Source organism: Burkholderia sp. B21-005 (assembly GCF_020843965.1).
Lineage (GTDB): Bacteria > Pseudomonadota > Gammaproteobacteria > Burkholderiales > Burkholderiaceae > Burkholderia > Burkholderia ambifaria.
Window position 1 is genome coordinate 3107410 of the sequence record NZ_CP086301.1, and the last position, 19648, is coordinate 3127057.

Here is a 19648-nt window from a genome sequence, read left to right on the forward strand (position 1 = left end):
ATCCGAGACCAGGGGTTTGTCCCTGATTCCAAAGGAGTTTTTTAGTGAGCCACGCCCTGACCCTTCCGAACACCCTGAGCCCGACGCCGGCCAAGGCCGAATCGGCAGGCTCGCTGGCGCTCGCAACTCATTCGATGTTGCCGGGCCAGCTTGGCAACATCGACGCGTATATCCAGGCCGTCAACCGGATCCCGCTGCTGACCGCCGAGGAAGAACGCCGCTATGCGACCGAATTCCGCGAAGACAACAACCTCGACTCGGCACGCCGCCTCGTGCTGTCGCACCTGCGGCTCGTCGTGTCGATCGCGCGCAACTATCTCGGCTACGGCCTGCCGCACGGCGACCTGATCCAGGAAGGCAACATCGGCCTGATGAAGGCGGTGAAGCGTTTCGACCCGGCGCAAAACGTGCGCCTGGTGTCGTACGCGATCCACTGGATCAAGGCCGAGATCCACGAGTACATCCTGCGCAACTGGCGGATGGTGAAGGTCGCGACGACGAAGGCGCAGCGCAAGCTGTTCTTCAACCTGCGCAGCCACAAGAAGAGCATGCAGGCGATGACGCCCGAGGAAATCGACGGCCTCGCGCAAGAGCTCAACGTCAAGCGCGAAGACGTGACCGAGATGGAAACGCGCCTGTCGGGCGGCGACATCGCGCTCGAGGGGCAAGTGGACGACGGCGAGGAGTCGTATGCGCCGATCGCCTACCTGGCCGATTCGCACAACGAGCCGAGCGCCGTGCTCGCCGCGCGTCAGCGCGACATGCTGCAGACGGACGGCATCGCGCAGGCGCTCGAGGCGCTCGACGCACGCAGCCGCCGGATCATCGAGGCGCGCTGGCTGCACGTCGACGACGACGGTTCGGGCGGCTCGACGCTGCACGATCTCGCGGCCGAATTCGGCGTGTCGGCGGAACGCATCCGCCAGATCGAAGCGAGCGCCATGAAGAAGATGCGCACCGCACTCGCCGAATACGCATAAATTCGCGATTTAGAGCGCTTCACCGAAAACCGCTGCCCGACCGGCAGCGGTTTTTTTTCGTCTGTCGTTTCGCACATTGCTCCGCTAATTAATCGGCCTTATTGACCGGCTATCGGACGGATTCCAGCCCCATCCGCATACCCTTGATCTACCTCAAGTTTTGGCCCGCGATTCGCGACGGTCTGCCGCAGCGCGGCACTCGGCATCGGAAAGCCGGCGCTTTAAAATTGGCATGTCGGCTTAAAAGGATTAAAACAGCTCAAGTGCCGTCATAAATCCGACGTAAAGTCGCCCCAAAACCCACGTAAATCGATTCAGGATAATCGCCTTGATCTCGATCAACAAAGAGCCTGCGCCGCCTCCCCCGCGGGCCGCCGGCACGATCGGCTGGCGCGCGCGCATCGCCGCGTGGGCGCGCGGCCCGACCCTCATGCGCGACATCACGCTGGTGCTGATCGTCAAGCTGATCCTCCTGATGTCGCTCAAATACGCATTCTTCAATCATCCGCAGGCCGAGCACATGTCGCTGCCGCCTGCCGTCGTCGCCGAGAAGCTGCTCTCGGTGCCGGCTCCTGCATCTACCGAGGGAGACCACCATGATAAGTAGCGAAGTCGTCGATCTGTCACGTCTACAGTTCGGCATCACGGCGCTCTACCACTTCCTGTTCGTGCCGCTGACGCTCGGCCTGTCCTGGCTGCTCGTCATCATGGAAGCCGTCTACGTGATGACCGGCAAGCAGGTCTACAAGGACATGACCCAGTTCTGGGGCAAGCTGTTCGGGATCAACTTCGCGATGGGCGTGACGACCGGCATCACGCTCGAATTCCAGTTCGGCACGAACTGGTCGTACTACTCGCACTACGTCGGCGACATCTTCGGCGTGCCGCTCGCGGTGGAAGGCCTGATGGCGTTCTTCCTCGAATCGACGTTCGTCGGCCTGTTCTTCTTCGGCTGGAACCGCCTGTCGAAGATCAAGCACCTGATGGTCACGTTCCTCGTGGCGCTGGGCTCGAACCTGTCCGCGCTGTGGATCCTCGTCGCGAACGGCTGGATGAACAACCCGGTCGGCGCGGCGTTCAACTACCAGACGATGCGCATGGAGATGACGAGCCTGTTCGACGTGCTGTTCAACCCGGTCGCGCAGGTGAAGTTCGTGCACACCGTGTCGGCCGGCTACGTGTCGGCGGCGATGTTCGTGCTCGGCGTGTCGTCGTGGTACCTGCTGAAGAAGCGCGACGTCGACTTCGCGCTGCGCTCGTTCGCGGTCGCGGCCGGCTTCGGCCTCGCAGCGACGCTCTGCGTGATCGTGCTCGGCGACGAATCGGGCTATACGACCGGCGAAGTGCAGAAGATGAAGCTCGCCGCGATCGAATCCGAATGGGAAACGCAGCCGGCACCCGCGTCGTTCACGCTGATCGGCATTCCCAACCAGGAAGCGCAGCGCACCGACTATGCGATCAAGATCCCCTACGCGCTCGGCCTGATCGCGACGCGCTCGATCGACGAGCCGGTGATCGGCCTGCGCGAGCTCGCGAAGCACAGCGAGGAGCACATCCAGAGCGGGATGGTCGCGTACGGCGCGCTGCAGAAGATCAAGCAGGGCGACACGAGCGAGGCGACCCGCGCGTTGTTCGACCAGCACAAGGAATATCTCGGCTACGGGCTGATGCTCAAGCAGTTCACGCCGAACGTGACGGACGCGACGCCCGAGCAGATCAAGGCCGCCGCGAAGAAGACGATCCCGCCGGTCGCGCCCGTGTTCTTCTCGTTCCGGATCATGGTGGCCCTCGGCTTCCTGTTCGTCGCGACGTTCGTTGCCGCGTTCTGGTTCTGCGCGCGCCGCGAGCTGCTGCAGGACAACCGCCGCTGGTTCCTCCGCTACGCGGTGTGGGCGATCCCGCTGCCGTGGATCGCGATCGAATTCGGCTGGATCGTCGCCGAGCTCGGCCGCCAGCCGTGGACGATCGCCGGCGTGCTGCCGACGCACCTGTCCGCGTCGAGCCTGCAGCCGAGCGACCTGTACCTGAGTCTCGCCGGCTTCATCGTGTTCTACACCGCGCTGTTCGTCATCGAGATCAAGCTGATGTTCAAGTACGCGCGTCTCGGCCCGTCGTCGCTGCATACCGGCCGCTATCACCACGAACTCGCCGCCGGCGAGCGTGCCACGGTCTGAGCACGCCCCCGCAACGGAACAAGGAATCGCTATGGACTATGCAACTCTCAAGCTGATCTGGTGGCTGCTCGTCGGCGTGCTGCTGATCGGCTTCGCCGTCACCGACGGCTTCGACATGGGCGCGACCGCGCTGCTGCCGTTCCTCGGCAAGACCGACGACGAGCGCCGCATCATCGTCAACACGGTCGGCGCGACGTGGGAAGGCAACCAGGTGTGGCTGATCACGGCCGGCGGCGCGATGTTCGCCGCGTGGCCGCTCGTCTACGCCGCGTCGTTCTCCGGCTTCTATTTCGCGATGCTGCTCGTGCTGTTCGCCCTGTTCTTCCGGCCGGTCGGCTTCGACTATCGCAGCAAGCGGCCCGACCCGCGCTGGCGCGCGGGCTGGGACTGGGGCCTGTTCGTCGGCGGCTTCGTACCGGCGCTGGTGTTCGGCGTCGCGTTCGGCAACCTGCTGCAGGGCGTGCCGTTCAAGTTCGACAGTGACCTGCGGGTGACCTACTACGGCGGCTTCTGGGCGCTGCTGAACCCGTTCGCGCTGCTCTGCGGGCTCGTCAGCCTCACGATGCTCGTCGCGCACGGCGCCGCGTTCATCAAGATGAAGACCGACGGCGTGATCGCGCGCCGCGCGTCGATCGCACTGCGCGTGTCGGCGCTCCTGGCGGTCGTGCTGTTCGTGCTGGCCGGGGTGCTGGTCGCATCGACGATCGGCGGCTTCCACATCACGCACGCCGCGCCGAACGACACGGTCGCGAACCCGCTGCTGAAGGACGTCGCCGCCGGTTCGGGCCTGTGGCTCGCGAACTACGGCGAGTATCCGTGGATGATGGCGGCGCCGGTGGTCGGGATCGCGGGCGGCCTGCTCGCGCTGCTGCTCGCCGGCTCCAGACAGGAAAAGACGGCGTTCTTCTGCACCGGCCTGATGATCGCCGGCGTGATCCTGACCGCGGGCTTCTCGATGTTCCCGTTCATCATGCCGTCGTCGCTCGACCCGCGCAGCAGCCTGACCGTGTGGGATTCGACGTCGAGCCACATGACGCTGCAGGTGATGCTGTTCGCGGTGATCGTGTTCCTGCCGATCGTCCTGCTCTACACGAGCTGGGTCTACCGCGTGATGCGCGGCAAGGTCACGCGCCAGACGCTCGAAGAGAACGAGCACTCGATGTATTGAACCGGGCCGGGGCGCGCACACGCCCTCGCCCACCGTTTCGCAAGGAGTCGGATCATGTGGTATTTCAGCTGGATTCTCGGTATCGGCGTCGCGCTGTCGTTCGGCATCGTCAACGCGATGTGGCTCGAAGCGCGGCAGAAGCCGCAGGAAGCGCCGGCGCGCGCGCGCCGCGACTGACGCGTGCGCGGTGGCGGCGCGCACCTCGCCCGCCACCGCTGCGTCGGGAACGAACCTCGCTTCATGCGAGGTTTTTTTTCGTCCGGGCAGTGGGGGCACGCGCCGCAGGCCGATCCCAATTTAGCGCCAGATTGATACCACTTGAATACCAATAAAAGGTTTCATATGATCGTTGGACGCGGCCGCCGACAGGCCGAATCCATTTGAGTGGGGGAGACATGCGAATCCCGTGTGTGGCGCGCGCCTGCGCGTCGCGTCGCCGCTTGCGTGCGGCGGCCGGTTGCCGGGTGACGGCGCTCGCCGTTGCCGTCGGGCGCGACCACCCTGATACCGCCGGCGACGCACGCATCGACGCCGCCGCATCTGCTGCCCATTCCCGATGAACGCGCCGACGTGCCCTCGCCGATCGGATCGGCACGCGTGCCCGCCTCCCGTTCCGTAACGCACGCGACTCGCGTGCCGAATACGTCCGGCGCAACCGCCTCGCGCCGGGCGCTGGTGTCCCCGCAGCTCCGTTGAAAGACCCGACCGCAGCGACGTCGTCCCACGACGCCGCCACGCCCCCTTTTTTCTCAGGAGTTCGAATGAAGAGCCCGTTTCCCTCCCTGTTGACCGGCTTGCTGATCGCGGCGCTGTTGCCGGCCGCGACCTGCGCCGAGCCCGCGCAAACCGCCGCCGGCGCGATCGCCGGCACCGCCCGGCCGGCCACGCAGCCGGCCGATCTCGCCGCACTGCTGTCGAATGGCCTCGCGTTGCGCTTCACCGTGGACAACAACCACGCGGCCGCGGCCGGCGTGCCATGTGCCGACCTCGGCGCCGACGGCGCGGCCTGCGCGACGGGCCGCCTGTTCCTGCAGAACCGCGGCCACCAGCCGATCGCCGACGGCGGCTGGAAGCTCTACCTGCACAGCATCCGCCGCCTGCTGCGAATCGACCGTCCGGGCTTCGCGCTACGCCGGCTCACCGGCGACCTGTACGAGCTGACGCCGCAGCCGGGATCGGTACGGCTCGCGCCCGGCGAACGCATCGAGCTGCCGTTCGTCGCCGAATACTGGGTGCGGCGCTACAGCGACGTGATTCCGCGGCCGTACGTCGTCGTCGACGGCGCATCGCCCGCGGTGCTCCGCTACAACGACACCGACAACGAGCTTCGCTACGTCGAATCGCTGCCGGCTGACGCACAGAACAACTCGACGGGCAACGCGCCGGCCGTCGCCGCGCGGCCCGACGCGAGCCGCGCGCTGCCGAGCGTGAAGCGCGAGCAGCCGCTGCCCGGCGCGCTCGATCTGCGCGGCGTCGAGCTCTTGCTGGCCGGCCTGCCCGACGCGCAGGTCGCGGCGCTGCGCGAGCGCGCGACGACGCTCGGCCTGGACGGCGCACGCGTGCCGGTGCTCGGCGCGGTCGCACCGCGCCGGCTGCCGGCCGACATCGCGACGCCGGGCGGCTACCGGCTCGCGATCGGGCCGCGCGGCGTCCTCATCGAGGGCTACGATCGCGCCGGCCTCTACTACGGCGTGCAGACGCTGTTCTCGCTTGCGCCGGCCGGCGGCGGCACGATCCCGGCGCTGCTCGTCGAGGATGCGCCGCGCTTCACGCATCGCGGGATGCACGTCGATCTCGCGCGCAACTTCAAGCATCCGGCGACGCTGCGCCGCCTGATCGACCAGATGAGTGCGTACAAGCTCAATCGCCTGCACCTGCACCTGTCGGACGACGAAGGCTGGCGCATCGAGATTCCCGGCCTGCCCGAGCTGACCGACATCGGCGCGCGCCGCTGCCACGATCCGAGCGAGACGCGCTGCCTGCTGCCGCAACTCGGCTCCGGCCCCGACAACCGCTCGGGCGGCGGCTACCTGACGCGCGCCGACTACGTCGCGCTCGTGCGCTACGCGGCCGACCGCTTCATCGACGTGATTCCCGAAATCGACATGCCCGCGCACGCGCGCGCGGCCGTCGTGTCGATGGAGGCGCGCTACCGCCGGCTGCATGCGGCCGGCCGCGAACAGGACGCGAACGCGTACCGGCTGCTCGATCCGCAGGACACGTCGAATCTGACGACGGTGCAGTTCTACGACCGGCGCAGCGACCTGAACCCGTGCGTGCCGGGCGCGCTCAACTTCGCGTCGAAGGTGATCCGCGAGATCGCGGCGATGCATGCGGACGCGCAGGCGCCGCTGCGCATCTGGCACTACGGCGGCGACGAAGCGAAGAACATCCTGCTCGGCGGCGGCTTCCAGCCGTTGAACGGCACCGATCCGAACAAGGGGCGCATCGACCTCGCCGCGCAGGACAAGCCGTGGGCGCGCTCGCCCGCGTGCACGGCGCTGCTCCAGCGCGGCGAGATCAAGTCGATCGACGAGCTGCCGACGCGCTTCGCGAAACAGGTGAGCGCGGCGGTCGACGCGAACGGGATCGGCACGATGGCCGCGTGGCAGGACGGCATCAAGCATGCGAACGGGCCGCAGGACTTCAGCACGCGGCACGTGATGGTGTCGCTGTGGGACACGATCTTCTGGGGCGCGTCGGACAGCGCGCGCGACCTGAGCAGCAAGGGCTACCAGACGGTGCTGGCGCTGCCTGATTACCTGTACTTCGACTTCCCGTACACGCTGAACCCGCGCGAACGCGGCTATTACTGGGGCTCGCAGGCAACCGACGAGTACAAGGTGTTCTCGCTCGCGCCGGAGAACCTGCCGCAGAACGCCGAAGTGATGGGCGATCGCGACGGCAACGCGTTCGAGGTGACCGGCACGGGCCCCGCGCCGCGCATCGAAGGCATCCAGGGTCAGGCCTGGGGCGAGGTGATGCGCAACGACACGTTCCTCGAGTACATGGTGTATCCGCGCCTGCTCGCGCTCGCCGAACGCGCGTGGCACCGGGCCGACTGGGAGCTGCCGTACGCGGCCGGCGTGCGCTACAAGCGCGGCGACACGCACCGCGTCGACACGGCCGCGCTGCAGCGCGACTGGGCCGGTTTCGCGACGCTGGTCACGCAGCGCGAATTGCCGAAGCTCGATCGTGCCGGCATCGGCTACCGGAAGCCGACTTTCACGCTGACGAACCCGTGAACGTTAGACTGGCTGAGCGGCAGATTAGTCGACAAGCGGCCGAGCGGCTGACCGCTGACCGCTGACCGGCTGACCGGCTGAGCGATGCAGATGAACGCATCGCGCATACGCCCCGCCAATGAAAAACGGCTTGCGACGCATCGCAAGCCGTTTTCGTTTTGCTGCCCTGCGACCCGGCGGACCGGGCCGGCCTCAGCGCATCAGGCCGGTTGCGCGGCCGCGCCGCCGTCCGTCGACGGCAGACGTGCGCCGAGCTGTTCGGCGTAGCGTGCCGCCGCGTTGCCGCAGACGATGTGGAACGTGTCCGGCGACACCCATGCGACGTCGAGTGCACCGAGGCGATCACGATCGACCGCCGATGCGTCGCGCACGACGACACGCAGGCGCGTGGTCGCGATCGCGTCGAGCGCGACCACGTTGGTCGCGCCGCCGAACACCGCGAGCCAGCGCAGCGGATCGGGATCGAGCGGGCCGCCCGTCGCGCCCGCGCCCGTGCCCGGCTGCGCGGCCGTGGCCGGCGCCGCGGCACCGGTCGCGCCGCTGCCGATCGCCGAACGCATTTCGTCGGCAATGATGTCGGCCTCGGGCCCGATGATCACCTGCACGCTGTTGCCGCCGCGCTTGAGCACACCGCGCGCGCCGATCGACTTCAGTTCAGGCTCCGACACCTTCTCCGGGTCGACGACGCTCAGGCGCAGGCGCGTCGTGCATGCGTCGACGACCGTCAGATTGCCCGCACCGCCGAGCGCGGCGATGTAGCGCAGCGCACGCGGCGCTGCCGCCGCGGCACCGGCAGCCGGTGCGACGAAACCGCCCGATGCGAACGACTCGGTCGCCGCATCGGCCGAGGCCGGCTCGCGGCCCGGCGTCGCCATGTTGAACTTGCGGATGAAGAAACGGAACAGCCCGTAGTACGCGACCCCGTACGCGATGCCGAGCGGAATCGCGATCCAGCCCTTGGTCGACAGCCCGTAGTTCAGCACGTAATCGATCGCGCCGGCAGAGAACGTGAAGCCGAGCTTCACGCCGAGCAGCTGGCAGATCGCGAGCGACAGCCCGGTGAGCACCGCGTGGATCACGTACAGCACCGGCGCGAGGAACATGAAGCTGAATTCGATCGGCTCGGTCACGCCGGTCAGGAACGACGTGAGCGCCATCGAGAACAGCAGGCCGCCGACCATCGCGCGGCGTTCCTTCGGCGCTTCGTGCAGCATCGCGAGACACGCGGCCGGCAGGCCGAACATCATGATCGGGAAGAAGCCGGCCATGAAGGTGCCCGCGGTCGAATCGCCCGCGAAGAAGCGGTGCAAGTCGCCGTGCACGATCTCGCCGCCGGCCGGCGGCGTGAAGTTGCCGAACACGAACCACGCGAGCGAGTTGATGATGTGGTGCAGGCCCGTGACGAGCAGCAGGCGGTTCAGGAAGCCGAACACGAACGCACCGATCGCGCCCGCCGTCGTCAGCCACTGGCCGGCCGCGTCGATCGCATGCTGGACCGGCTGCCACACGTATCCGAACACGATGCCGAGTATCACGCACACCAGCCCCGTGATGATCGGCACGAACCGCTTGCCGCCGAAGAACGCGAGGTAGTCCGGCAGCTTGATGTCCTTGTAGCGGTTGTACAGCAGCCCCGCGACCACGCCCGCGATGATCCCGGACAGCACGCCCATGTTCAGCTTGGGATCGATGTCCTTCATGATCGCGGTTTCGATCAGGTAGCCGATCGCGCCCGCGAGCGCCGCCACGCCGTTGTTGTCCTTCGCGAAACCGACCGCCACGCCGATCGCGAACAGGAGCGGCAGGTTGTCGAAGATCGCGCCGCCGGCGTCGGCGATCATCTTGATGTTGAACACATCCGGCTGCCCGAGCCGCAGCAGGATGCCGGCGACCGGCAACACCGCGATCGGCAGCATCAGCGCCCGGCCCAGGCCCTGTATCTTCAGAAACGGATTCCCGTCCATTCAGTCCTCCAGTCCATGTCTCGTCGTTAATCGTCGTTGAACGAATTGCTTTCGTAGTGAAACGGGTCGCGCGCCCGCCGTCGACGTTCAGTCGAGCGGCCAGACCTCGCGGCTTGCTGCCCTTACCGCCTGTGCCGAGTCGAGTGCGAGCAGATCCTGCGCACGCTGGCGACACAGCTGGTAATCGAGACGGCGCACGCGCGCCTTGATGCCCGGCACCGACACCGGGTCCACCGACAGTTCGGTCACGCCGAGGCCGACGAGGATCGGCACCGCGAGCGGATCGCCGCCCAGCGCGCCGCACACGCCGACCCACTTGCCATGCTTCGCCGCGCCGCGCACCGCGATGTCGATCAGGCGCAGCACGGCCGGATGCAGGCCGTCGGACTGCGCGGCCAGATCGGCCTGGCAGCGGTCCATCGCGAGCGTGTACTGCGTCAGGTCGTTGGTGCCGATCGACAGGAAATCCGCGTGCTGCGCGAGCTGGTCGGCAAGCAGCGCCGCCGACGGCACCTCGATCATCGCGCCGACCTCGATCGGCTCGGTGCGGCCCTGCGCACGCGCGAATTCGTCGATGCGCTTGCGCAGCCGCACGAGTTCGCCCGCATCCGTGACCATCGGCAGCAGGATGCGCACCGCGCCGAACGGCTGCACCGCGAGCAGGCCCTGCAGCTGATCGTCGAGCAAGTCGGGGCGCACCTGCGCGAGGCGGATGCCGCGCAGGCCGAGCGCCGGGTTCGGTTCGGGCGGCAGCGTCAGGTAGTCGACTTCCTTGTCGGCACCGACGTCGAGCGTACGGATGATCGCGGTGCGGCCCTGCAGCGCGTCGACGATCGACTGGTAGCTCTGCTGGTGCTCGACGACGCTCGGCGCGGCCTGGCGGTGGATGAACATCAGCTCGGTGCGCAACAGGCCGATCGCGTCCGCGCCGTTGTCGACCGCGGTGTTCGCGTCATCGAGCGTCGCGATGTTCGCGGCGACCTCGATCGCGCGGCCGTCGGTGGTCGCGGCGGCGGCACCGGCCAACTGCCGGTTCGCTTCGCGCACGCCGTCCAGACGCTGGCGTTCGTGGCGCGCGCGCTCGACGTCGAGCGCGGTCGGTGCGTGTTCGAGACGGCCCGCGCTCGCATCGACGACGACCTGCGTGCCGTCCGGAATCGCGTACAGCGCGTCGCCGACCGCGACGAGCGCCGGAATGCCGAGCTGGCGCGCGATGATCGCCGCATGCGACGTCGCGCCGCCGCGCGCCATCACGAGCGCGGTCACGCGCTGGCGATCGAGCGACGACAGGTCCGACGGCGTGAATTCCTCGGCGGCGAGCACGGCCTCGTCGGGCAGTGCGCGCGTCGCGCCGCTGGTGTGGCCGAGCGCGCGCAGCACGCGCTTCTCGATGTCGCGCAGGTCGGCCGCGCGCTCGGCGAGCAGCGTGTCGTCGAGCTTCGACAGCGTGTCGATCTGCGCGCGGATCGTCGCGCGCCACGCGAAGCCCGCGCTCTTGCCGAGGCTGATCTGGTCGCGCGCCGCGTCGACCAGCGTCGGGTCCTCGAGCAGCACGCGATGCACCGCGAAAATCCCCGCCTCGCCCACCGCGCCGCGTGCCGACGCGTTGCGGACCGTTTCGTCGAGTTCGGCGTCGACCGCCTTCAGCGCCTGGTCGAGCCGGCGGCTTTCCGACGCGGGCGTGCCGGACGCCTGTTCGGGCGGCACGATTTCCGCATCGTCGAGACGCACGAGCGTGCCGACCGCGATGCCGGGCGCCGCGCATACGCCCGCGAGCGTGTTCGGGTCGAGCGGCGCGCCGGTATTGCGCACGACCATCTGCGGCGCCGGCGAACGCAGCCGCGCCGGCTTCTCCTCGACTTCGCCGTGCGCTTCGCGCAGCAATTCACGTTCGACCGCTTCGACGGCTTGCTGCGCGTGCGCGCCGCGGCCGATCAGTTCGATCGTCGCGCCTTCGCCGGCGCCGAGGCCGAGCAGGCCCACGACGCTCGTGATCGACGCCTTGCGGCCGTCGAACTGCACGTCGACCGTCGCGTCGATGCCGCGCACGGATTCACGCGCCCGTGCGGCCGGGCGTGCATGCAGGCCGCCCGGCTGCGTCAGCACGAGCTCGCGGCGCACTTCGTGCATCGCCGCGGCGCCGGCCTGCGCCGCCTGCGCGGCGGCTTCGCCCTTGCCGCGCAGCGTCAGCAGCGGCGTCTCGCCGGCGGTCGCGAAACCGCTCGCGCGCTCGACGATCTCGAACGCGTCGGAGTTCGCGATCGCGATCACCGACACCAGCGAATGCGCGCTGCGCGCGACCGCGTCCTGGTCGAACTCGATCAGCAGGTCGCCCGCCGCGACCCGCGCGCCGGCTTCGACATGCGCGGTGAAACCCTGCCCGTTCAGCTCGACGGTGTCGATGCCGATGTGCAGCAGCACTTCCGCGCCTTGCGGCGTCGTGATGGTCACTGCATGGCCGGTGCGCGCGAGATGCGACACGACGCCGGCGCACGGCGCGACGAGCTTGCCCGCGAGCGGGTCGATGCCGATGCCGTCGCCGAACATCCCGCCGGAGAACACCGGATCGGGCACATCGGCCAGCGCGACGATCGGCCCGGTCAGCGGGGCATGCAGGACGATCGGATCATGGGTGGAACTCTTCAACTGGGACTCCTCGGCGCGTCTCATCGGCGGTCTCGGCTATCAGTGCGTTTCGGTGACTTTGTTCAGGTGGCGCGGCGTGTCGGGATTGCGGCCGCGCGCGACGGCGAGATCCGCCGCCATCACGTAGAACGAAAGAATGGCGGCGATCGGGTCGAGCGCCGAATGGGCAGACTGCGCAAGTGGCAAGGTCGCGCCGGGCGTGCCGGCAGGCGCCGCGAGCAGCACGGCGGCGCCGCGTGCGCGCATGTCCTGCGCGAGCTGCAGCAGCCCGGCCTGCTCGGGCCCCGGCGGCGCGAACACCAGCAGCGGATAGTCGCGGTCGATCAGCTCCATCGGGCCGTGACGGACTTCGGCGCTCGAGAACGCCTCGGCCTGGATGCCGGAGGTTTCCTTCAGTTTCAGCGCGGCTTCCTGCGCAATCGCAAGACCGAGGCCGCGGCCGATCACGATCATCCGCTCGATGTCCGCGAGCGCGGCGACGGCCGGCGACCAGTCGAGCTGGCCGGCTTGCGCGAGCACGTCGGGCAGGCCGCGCAACGCGGTGATCAGCGCGGCGTCGCGCTGCCAGTACGCGACGATCTGCGCGGACAGCGACAGCATCGCGATATAGCTCTTGGTCGCGGCGACCGACAGCTCGGGGCCGGCCAAGAGCGGCAACTGGTGCTCGCACGCGTCGGCGAGCGGCGACGGCAGCACGTTGACGGCAGCGACGGTGCGCGCGCCGGCTTCGCGCAGCGCGGCCATCGTGTTGACGAGATCGGGGCTCTTGCCGGACTGGGAGAAGGCGAGCGCGAGCTGGTCCTGCACCTTCAGCGGCGCCTGCTGCAGCGTCGCGACCGACATCGGCAGCGACGCGACGGGCACGCCGAGGCGGCTCATCGTCAGGCTCGCGAAATAGCTGGCGGCGTGATCCGAGCTGCCGCGCGCGACCGTCAGCGCGACGGCCGGCGGGTGATCGAGCAGCTGGCCGGCGAGCGCTTCGACGCGCGTGGTGTCGGCGAGTTGCGCGGCGACGACCTGGGCGGACTCGCGCGCTTCGTTAAGCATATTCGACAATCGATTCTCCTTCGACGTAGGTCGCGGTGAGGTTCAGGTCGCGATCGAACACGACGAGGTCGGCCCATGCGCCGCGCTGGAGGCGGCCGCGATCGGCGATGCCGAGGTAGTCGGCCGCATAGCGCGACATCCGGTTCGACACGTCGGCGATCGGCAGACCGAGCGACACGAGATTGCGCAGCGCCTGATCCATCGTCAGCGTGCTGCCGGCGAGCGTGCCGTCGGCGAGCCGCACGCCGCCGAGACACTTCGTCACGTGCTGGCTGCCGAGCCGGTATTCGCCGTCGGGCATGCCGGTGGCCGACGTGCTGTCGGTCACGACGTACAGGCGCGGGATCGCGCGCAGCGCCGCACGAATCGCACCGGGGTGCACGTGCAGCAGGTCGGGGATGATTTCCGCGTACTCGGCATGCGCGAGCGCCGCGCCGACGAGGCCCGGATTGCGGTGATGCAGCGGCGACATCGCGTTGAACAGGTGCGTGAAGCCGCATGCGCCGTGCTTGAGCGCGGCGACGGCGTCGTCGTAGGTCGCGAGCGAGTGGCCGAGCTGCACGCGCACGCCGCGCGCGGCCATCTCGCCGATGATCTCGATGTGGCCGGCGATTTCCGGCGCGAGCGTGACGACGCGGATCGGCGCGATCGACAGGTACTTCAGCACTTCGTCGAGCACGGCCGACACGGCCGCGTCCGGCTGCGCGCCGAGCTTGCCGGGGTTGATGTACGGCCCTTCGAGGTGCACGCCGAGCACGCGTGCGCCACCGGGCGTACGGGTGCGCGCGACGCTGCCGAGATTGGCGACGACCTGCATCAGTTCGTCGCGCGGCGCGGTCATCGTCGTCGCGAGCAGGCTCGTCGTGCCGAACTGCGCATGGGTGCGGGCGATCGTCTCGATCGCGTCGCCGCCTTCCATCACGTCGGCGCCGCCGCCGCCGTGCACGTGCAGGTCGATGAAGCCTGGCAGGATGTACGGTGCGTCGTTCTTCGCGGGATCGGCGGGCGTGCCGTCGAGCGTGGTGATGCGGCCGTTCTCGCTATCGAGCGAACCGTGAATCCAGCCGTCGGGGGTAAGGATGTTTCCAGTCAGCATGACGTTTCTCTTGATGATCTGGTGACGCGGACATCCGCGTCGCGATTTGCAAATCCGTTGCGCTTCGTCGTGTTCGGTCGCGCACGGCGCGCGGGCAGTCTCGCGCGTCAGCGTTTCAGTTCCGCGACGAAGTCGTAATAGTCGTCGCGGCAATACGTTTCGGTCACTTCGATCGCGCGCTGGTCGACGCCGTAGCCGATGCGCGTGATCACGAGCAGGGCCGAGCCCGGCTTCACCCCCATCCACTTTGCGATCTCGTGCGTCGCGTTCGCCGCGCGAAAGTGCTGCAGCGCGCGCACCACGGTCATCCCGCGCGCCTCGAGGTATTCGTACAGCGACGCGCCGAGCGCCTGCGGATCGGGCACCACCGCGGCCGGCAGCGTCGAATGCTCGACGGCCATCACGATGCCGTCCGCGCGGCGCAGCCGTTCGAGCCGCGCAACCGTCGCGCCGGGCGCGAGGCCGAGATGCGTGAGCTCGTCGCGGCTCGCGGCGCGCAGCTTGCGCGACAGCCACACCGAATCGGGCACGAAGCCGCGCTGCTGCATCTTCGCGGTGAAGCCGACGAGACGCGACAGCGGATCGGCGACACGCGGCGTGATGAAGCTGCCCGCGCCGCGCGCCCGCTTGATCAGCCCCTGCTCGACCAGCAGCGCGAGCGCACGACGGGCCGTGATCCGCGACACGCCGACCGACCCCGACAGCAGCCGCTCCGACGGCAGCGCCTCGCCGGCCCGCCACGCGCCGGCGTGAATCGCGCTCGCCAGGTTGCGGGCGAGCTGCAGATACAGCGGCGTGTCGTCGAGGGGATCGGGTGCCAGTTCGGACCAGCCGGTTTCCATGTGCCTCCGGGTGTCGGACGACGATCTCGGACCGTCGAAAGTGAACGCATTATATAACCACCATAATACCAGTCAACGAACTGGTATTAGCGAGGCGAAAATCGCCGGAAGCCTTGCCCGGCAAGCGTTTTAGTCGCGGGAAAGCCTTTGTTTACAATGCGATGCGGGATAGGGATTTACCCGGATTGGTATGCAAGGGGACAGTTCCGGCGCGCGATTCGGCCGGTTTTGGGCTGGAAATCCAAGACCCGAATAGAACCAGTTGAGCCGACTGGTATGCATGGGACGACACGCACCACGCGGAGCTGGCGACACGCGCCCGGGGACCTCAATGGAATTCGCGGCTCGACGTGCGCAGGCCGCCGAGCAGCGGCGTCAGATCCTCGAAATGCTGCGCGACGAGGTGCCTCACGTCGCTGACGACCTGCCATACGCCCGACACCGCGAGCAGCCGCGAATCGAGTGTTTCGCGGCGCTGCCGCGCGAGCAGCTCGGGCCGCACGATCACGTTCACGCACCCCGTTTCGTCCTCGAGCGTCATGAACATCACGCCTTTCGCGGTGCCCGGCATCTGGCGGGCCGTCACGATTCCGCACGCGCGCGCGAGCCGGCCGTCGGGGCGCTCGCGCAACTCGGCCGCGGACAACAGCCGCTGCGCGCGCAACGCGGGCCGCAGCAGTGCGACGGGATGGCGGTTCAGCGTCAGGCCGGTGGTGTCGTAGTCGGCGAGGATGTCGTCGGCTTCCGACGGTGCGCCGAGCGCGGGCTTCACGGGTTCGTCGATCGGCGCGGCGGCGAGCAGGTCGCGCTCGGGTGCCGCGGCGACCGCCTGCCACAACGCATCGCGACGATGGCCGGCGAGCGTCGCGAGCGCGTTCGCGGCGGCAAGTGCCTCGAGATCGCGGCGCTCGAGTTGCGCGCGGCGGGCCAGCACGTCGACGTTGTCGAACGGGCCGGCCGCGCGCGCCGCTTCGATCCGGCGCGCGGCGGCTTCGCCGAGGCCGCGCACGAGCGACAGGCCGAGCCGCACGGCGGGCTGGCCGTGGGGAGGCGGCTGGTCGGGCAGCGCTTCGAGCGACGCTTCCCAGTTACTGAGCGTGACATCGATCGGCAGGACCTGCACGCCGTGACGCTTCGCGTCCTGCACGAGCTGCGACGGCGGATAGAAACCCATCGGCTGGCTGTTCAGCAGCGCGGCGAGGAAGATCGCCGGTTCGTGGCATTTGAGCCAGCTGCTGGCATAGGCGAGTTTCGCGAAGCTGGCTGCGTGGCTTTCGGGGAAACCGTATTCGCCGAAGCCTTTGATTTGCTCGAAGATCTGTTCGGCGAATTCGCGTGTGTAGCCGCGCTCGAGCATGCCGTTCACGATCTTGTCGTGATACGGGCCGAGATCGCCCCTGCGCTTCCAGGCCGCCATCGCACGACGTAACTGGTCGGCCTCGCCGGGCGTGAAACCGGCTGCGACGATCGCGATCTGCATCACCTGTTCCTGGAAGATCGGAACGCCGAGCGTGCGTTCGAGCACGTCCCTGAGCGCATCGCTCGGATAGGTGATCTCCCCTTCCTCTTCTCCCGCCTTGATCCTGCGCCGCTTCAGGTACGGATGCACGGCGCCACCCTGGATCGGCCCCGGCCGCACGATCGACACCTCGACCACCAGATCGTAATAATCGCGCGGCTTCAGGCGCGGCAGCATCGACATCTGCGCGCGCGATTCGATCTGGAACACGCCGACCGTATCGGCGCGGCAGATCATGTCGTAGGTTGCTTCGTCATCCTGCGGAATGTGCTTCAGCGTGAACGGCTGGCCGTCCTCCTGCGGCCCGCGCCACGCAGTGCGCAGATCGAAGGCGCGATGCAGCGCCGACAGCATGCCGAGCGCGAGCACGTCCACCTTCATCAGCCCGAGCGCCTCGAGATCGTCCTTGTCCCACTGGATCACGCGCCGCCCGTCCATCGCCGCGTTCTCGACCGGCACGAGCCGCGTGAGCTTGCCGCGGCTGATCACGAAGCCGCCCGAGTGCTGCGACAGGTGGCGCGGAAAGTTCAGCAATCGACCGGCCAGTTCGGCCCATGCGCGAATGATCGGCGTCGCAGGGTCGAGCCCGGTCGACGCGAATTGCTGCAGCAGGTCGCGACTGCCGTCGAACCAGCGATGCGCCTTCGCGACGCGATCGACCAGCATCGGATCGACACCGAGCGCCTTGCCGGTTTCGCGCAGCACGCCGCGCGGGCGATACGTCGAGACGGCCGCCGCGAGCGCGGCGCGATCGTGTCCGTATTTTGCGTAGATATGCTGGATCACCTCTTCCCGGCGCTGATGCTCGAAGTCGACGTCGATATAGAACCCTAGCGGGCTCTACCGATTCGTTCGGCGGTGCTCGAGCAATGAAGGTCCGGGTCCGCGCAGCATTCTTCGGCCAGTAGTACTTTGACGATTCCGGTAGCGGGGACGCCACTGCATCAATCCAATACATCGACCTGGGGTTCGGGCGCCTGCGGCAGTGCCGGGTGTCGTATAGCTAAGCCGTGCGGACGAATTGCCTATCCGGTGACGTGGCTGACTCGATCGATCGCGCTGGGTTCGCGTTAAAGGTCGCATGCCGCGGAAGCAATGAAAAAGGGCTCCAACGGCGTAAGCGATGGTCGCTTCACTGCCGCTGGAGCCCGTCGGGGGCTAGTCAGTTACTGACCTGCGGCCAGTGCCTTAACTTTCTCGGTTGTTAGTGCGTTGCCGGCAATTCCCCAGTCACCGCTCTTTACTTCTTCAACAATGACCCAGGTAACGGGCCGCATGTTTTCGCCCTCGATCGACACCATGGCGTCGGTCAGGGTGGAAATGATCCTTTCCTTGTCGGCTGCGGAGAAAACGCCTTCGATGACTTTTACATTGATGAGCGGCATAAGTGTTCCTTGGGTTCGTTTGAATTGATGGCGCTGTCTTGCCTTGCGTCAGCTTGATTCAACGGTATTGGCTCAAAATTGCATCGCGGATTCGTTCCAAAGACCGTTGTAGCTGCGCCCGCGGACACGCAAGATTGAGTCGCACTCTTCGGTCGCCGTTCTCGACGAACATTTCACCGCCCTCGAGGATGACACCCGCCTTTTCAAGAAAGAATCGTGTGAGGTTGACCGAATCGTCGAAATAGGTCCGCAGGTCGATCCACGCCAGATAGGTCGCTTCCGGAACGTGGAATTTGGCTTCTGGCAAGTGATCCCCCAGAAAGCGTTGAATCAAGGCGAAGTTCTCGTCGAGATACAGCCGCAGCGCATCCAGCCACGGAGCGCCGTTGCGATACGCGCCGATGGCGGCCGCGAGACTGAGCGGGTTCACGAACGGGTAGTGGCGACGCTTCCATTCCGAGCGCAGTTCCGGATCCGGGATGATGATGGTTGCGATCATCATTCCCGCGAGATTGAACGTCTTGCTAACGGCCATGCACGTGATGATGTCGGAGCTACCCGGGAAAAGCTTCGCTAACGGCGTGTGTGCATTGCCGGTTCTCAGCAGGTCGCAATGGATCTCGTCGGAGACAATCTTCACACCGTTTGCGATACAGAGGTCGCCCATGCGACGCAACTCGTCGTTTGTCCAGATTCGGCCGGTCGGATTGTGCGGGTGGCACAGGAAAAAGAGCTTTACTGCCGGGTCGCTTACTTTCGCTTCGAAGTCTTCAAAGTCGATCGTGTATTCGCCATCGTCGGATGCGAGCATGCGCGACGTCACGAACTCGCGGCCGCGCTGCTTCGCCGCGTGTTTGAAGTATCCGTAGGCAGGCGTCAGACCAAGCACCTTGTCGCCGGGTTGGCACACGTACTCGACGAGCGCGAAGAGTGCGGGTATGACGCCAAGTGAGACCTGCATTTCCTCGCGAGCGAAATGCCAGTCATATCGTTGCGCGCACCACGAGTGGAAAGCCTGATAGAGCTGCTCGTCCAGGTCTGCTGTGTACCCGAAGATGGGATGTTTGAGGCGCTCGGTAATGGCATCGACGGCGGCATCGGGGGCCGCGAATTGCATGTCGGCCACCCACATCGATATCAGCTCTTCTCTCGGCATCTCGAGTGCAAGTGCAGGTGCATCCGCTCCGAACAGATAGTTGGCGAAACCTTCTTCCGCGATCGCATTTGTGTCGCGGCGTGAGATCGAGCGATCAAAGTTATAGCCCATACTGGATTCTCCATGTACGAGATCAAGCATTCGACGAGCCTCGCGCGATGCAGCTACGGGTCTATCGCACCGACGTACGACGGCATATCCGCTTGACCTTTCGGCCCCATGACGCGCAACAGCTTCGATGGCCTGCATTGACGTCGATGGGCGGTCTGAATGTGGCATGCAACCTGAGGCGACGCGTCGACCGGTCCGGACCATGGCCGGCCGGCGTGGTTTCGCCAGATCTTTGGACGCATTTTTAATGCCGACGGGAAGTACTTCGAATGACCTGAAAAAGTTGATTCGAAGACTTCCCATGCAAGCAGTCCG

General features: G+C 67.1%; 13 protein-coding genes and 1 pseudogene. 6 read left to right on the forward strand and 8 right to left on the reverse strand.

What is annotated here, in order from left to right; all coding sequences use genetic code 11:
• The first annotated feature begins 44 nt into the window (after positions 1 to 44).
• The 6 genes from rpoH to LMA02_RS14520 all read left to right on the forward strand — a co-directional run bounded on the left by rpoH (position 45) and on the right by LMA02_RS14520 (position 7567).
• Positions 45 to 980 (forward strand): RNA polymerase sigma factor RpoH, encoded by a 936-nt coding sequence (gene rpoH / locus LMA02_RS14495; RefSeq protein ID WP_166723814.1) that lies wholly within the window; start codon positions 45 to 47, stop codon positions 978 to 980.
• Positions 981 to 1308: 328 nt separating this feature from the next.
• Positions 1309 to 1587 (forward strand): cytochrome oxidase putative small subunit CydP, encoded by a 279-nt coding sequence (cydP, locus tag LMA02_RS14500; protein WP_416378709.1) that lies wholly within the window; start codon positions 1309 to 1311, stop codon positions 1585 to 1587.
• A complete protein-coding gene (locus tag LMA02_RS14505) occupies positions 1577 to 3154 on the forward strand; it encodes a cytochrome ubiquinol oxidase subunit I (RefSeq protein WP_228905759.1) in 1578 nt (525 codons plus the stop codon). Before cydP ends, LMA02_RS14505 begins: the two co-directional genes overlap by 11 nt.
• Before the next feature lie 31 nt (positions 3155 to 3185).
• Positions 3186 to 4322 carry a cytochrome d ubiquinol oxidase subunit II gene (gene cydB, locus LMA02_RS14510; RefSeq protein ID WP_228905760.1) on the forward strand — a complete coding sequence of 379 codons (1137 nt, stop codon included), beginning with the start codon at positions 3186 to 3188 and terminating at the stop codon, positions 4320 to 4322.
• Between the two features lie 54 nt (positions 4323 to 4376).
• Entirely contained in the window at positions 4377 to 4499 is a 123-nt protein-coding gene (gene cydX / locus LMA02_RS14515; protein ID WP_124615840.1) for a cytochrome bd-I oxidase subunit CydX, read from the forward strand.
• Between the two features lie 584 nt (positions 4500 to 5083).
• A complete protein-coding gene (locus LMA02_RS14520; RefSeq protein WP_228905761.1) occupies positions 5084 to 7567 on the forward strand; it encodes a family 20 glycosylhydrolase in 2484 nt (827 codons plus the stop codon).
• A 200-nt stretch (positions 7568 to 7767) separates the two neighbouring features.
• On the opposite strand, the gene nagE is transcribed toward LMA02_RS14520, so the two are convergent.
• From nagE to LMA02_RS14560, 8 genes and pseudogenes are all read right to left on the reverse strand, one after another.
• Positions 7768 to 9531 (reverse strand): N-acetylglucosamine-specific PTS transporter subunit IIBC, encoded by a 1764-nt coding sequence (nagE, locus tag LMA02_RS14525; RefSeq protein WP_228905762.1) that lies wholly within the window; start codon positions 9529 to 9531, stop codon positions 7768 to 7770.
• 87 nt (positions 9532 to 9618) lie between these two features.
• Entirely contained in the window at positions 9619 to 12201 is a 2583-nt protein-coding gene (gene ptsP, locus LMA02_RS14530) for a phosphoenolpyruvate--protein phosphotransferase (protein WP_228905763.1), read from the reverse strand.
• Positions 12202 to 12216: 15 nt separating this feature from the next.
• The gene (locus LMA02_RS14535; protein WP_228907650.1) at positions 12217 to 13224 is read right to left on the reverse strand and encodes an SIS domain-containing protein; all 1008 of its coding nucleotides are present in this window, start codon (positions 13222 to 13224) and stop codon (positions 12217 to 12219) included.
• Positions 13217 to 14320 carry an N-acetylglucosamine-6-phosphate deacetylase gene (nagA, locus tag LMA02_RS14540; RefSeq protein WP_175656256.1) on the reverse strand — a complete coding sequence of 368 codons (1104 nt, stop codon included), beginning with the start codon at positions 14318 to 14320 and terminating at the stop codon, positions 13217 to 13219. The genes LMA02_RS14535 and nagA overlap by 8 nt, the downstream gene beginning before the upstream one ends.
• Before the next feature lie 107 nt (positions 14321 to 14427).
• Positions 14428 to 15162: a GntR family transcriptional regulator gene (locus LMA02_RS14545; RefSeq protein WP_228905764.1), complete on the reverse strand. Its 735-nt coding sequence runs from the start codon at positions 15160 to 15162 to the stop codon at positions 14428 to 14430.
• A gap of 328 nt (positions 15163 to 15490) precedes the next feature.
• Positions 15491 to 17503, reverse strand: a pseudogene (locus LMA02_RS14550) (error-prone DNA polymerase); the annotation flags it as partial.
• A gap of 344 nt (positions 17504 to 17847) precedes the next feature.
• Positions 17848 to 18066, reverse strand: coding sequence for a tautomerase family protein (locus LMA02_RS14555; RefSeq protein WP_105832679.1), 219 nt, complete (start codon positions 18064 to 18066; stop codon positions 17848 to 17850).
• Between the two features lie 58 nt (positions 18067 to 18124).
• Entirely contained in the window at positions 18125 to 19636 is a 1512-nt protein-coding gene (locus LMA02_RS14560; RefSeq protein WP_392840824.1) for a MalY/PatB family protein, read from the reverse strand.
• Positions 19637 to 19648: the final 12 nt, after the last annotated feature.

Excerpts from the sequence above, each read along its gene's own strand:
- LMA02_RS14555 (WP_105832679.1), bottom strand. The coding sequence starts at position 18,066 with ATGCCGCTCATCAATGTAAAAGTCATCGAAGGCGTTTTCTCCGCAGCC.
- cydB (WP_228905760.1), top strand. The coding sequence starts at position 3,186 with ATGGACTATGCAACTCTCAAGCTGATCTGGTGGCTGCTCGTCGGCGTG.
- LMA02_RS14520 (WP_228905761.1), top strand. The coding sequence starts at position 5,084 with ATGAAGAGCCCGTTTCCCTCCCTGTTGACCGGCTTGCTGATCGCGGCG.
- LMA02_RS14560 (WP_392840824.1), bottom strand. The coding sequence starts at position 19,636 with ATGGGAAGTCTTCGAATCAACTTTTTCAGGTCATTCGAAGTACTTCCC.
- LMA02_RS14505 (WP_228905759.1), top strand. The coding sequence starts at position 1,577 with ATGATAAGTAGCGAAGTCGTCGATCTGTCACGTCTACAGTTCGGCATC.
- ptsP (WP_228905763.1), bottom strand. The coding sequence starts at position 12,201 with ATGAGACGCGCCGAGGAGTCCCAGTTGAAGAGTTCCACCCATGATCCG.
- nagE (WP_228905762.1), bottom strand. The coding sequence starts at position 9,531 with ATGGACGGGAATCCGTTTCTGAAGATACAGGGCCTGGGCCGGGCGCTG.
- nagA (WP_175656256.1), bottom strand. The coding sequence starts at position 14,320 with ATGCTGACTGGAAACATCCTTACCCCCGACGGCTGGATTCACGGTTCG.
- LMA02_RS14535 (WP_228907650.1), bottom strand. The coding sequence starts at position 13,224 with ATGCTTAACGAAGCGCGCGAGTCCGCCCAGGTCGTCGCCGCGCAACTC.
- cydX (WP_124615840.1), top strand. The coding sequence starts at position 4,377 with ATGTGGTATTTCAGCTGGATTCTCGGTATCGGCGTCGCGCTGTCGTTC.
- LMA02_RS14545 (WP_228905764.1), bottom strand. The coding sequence starts at position 15,162 with ATGGAAACCGGCTGGTCCGAACTGGCACCCGATCCCCTCGACGACACG.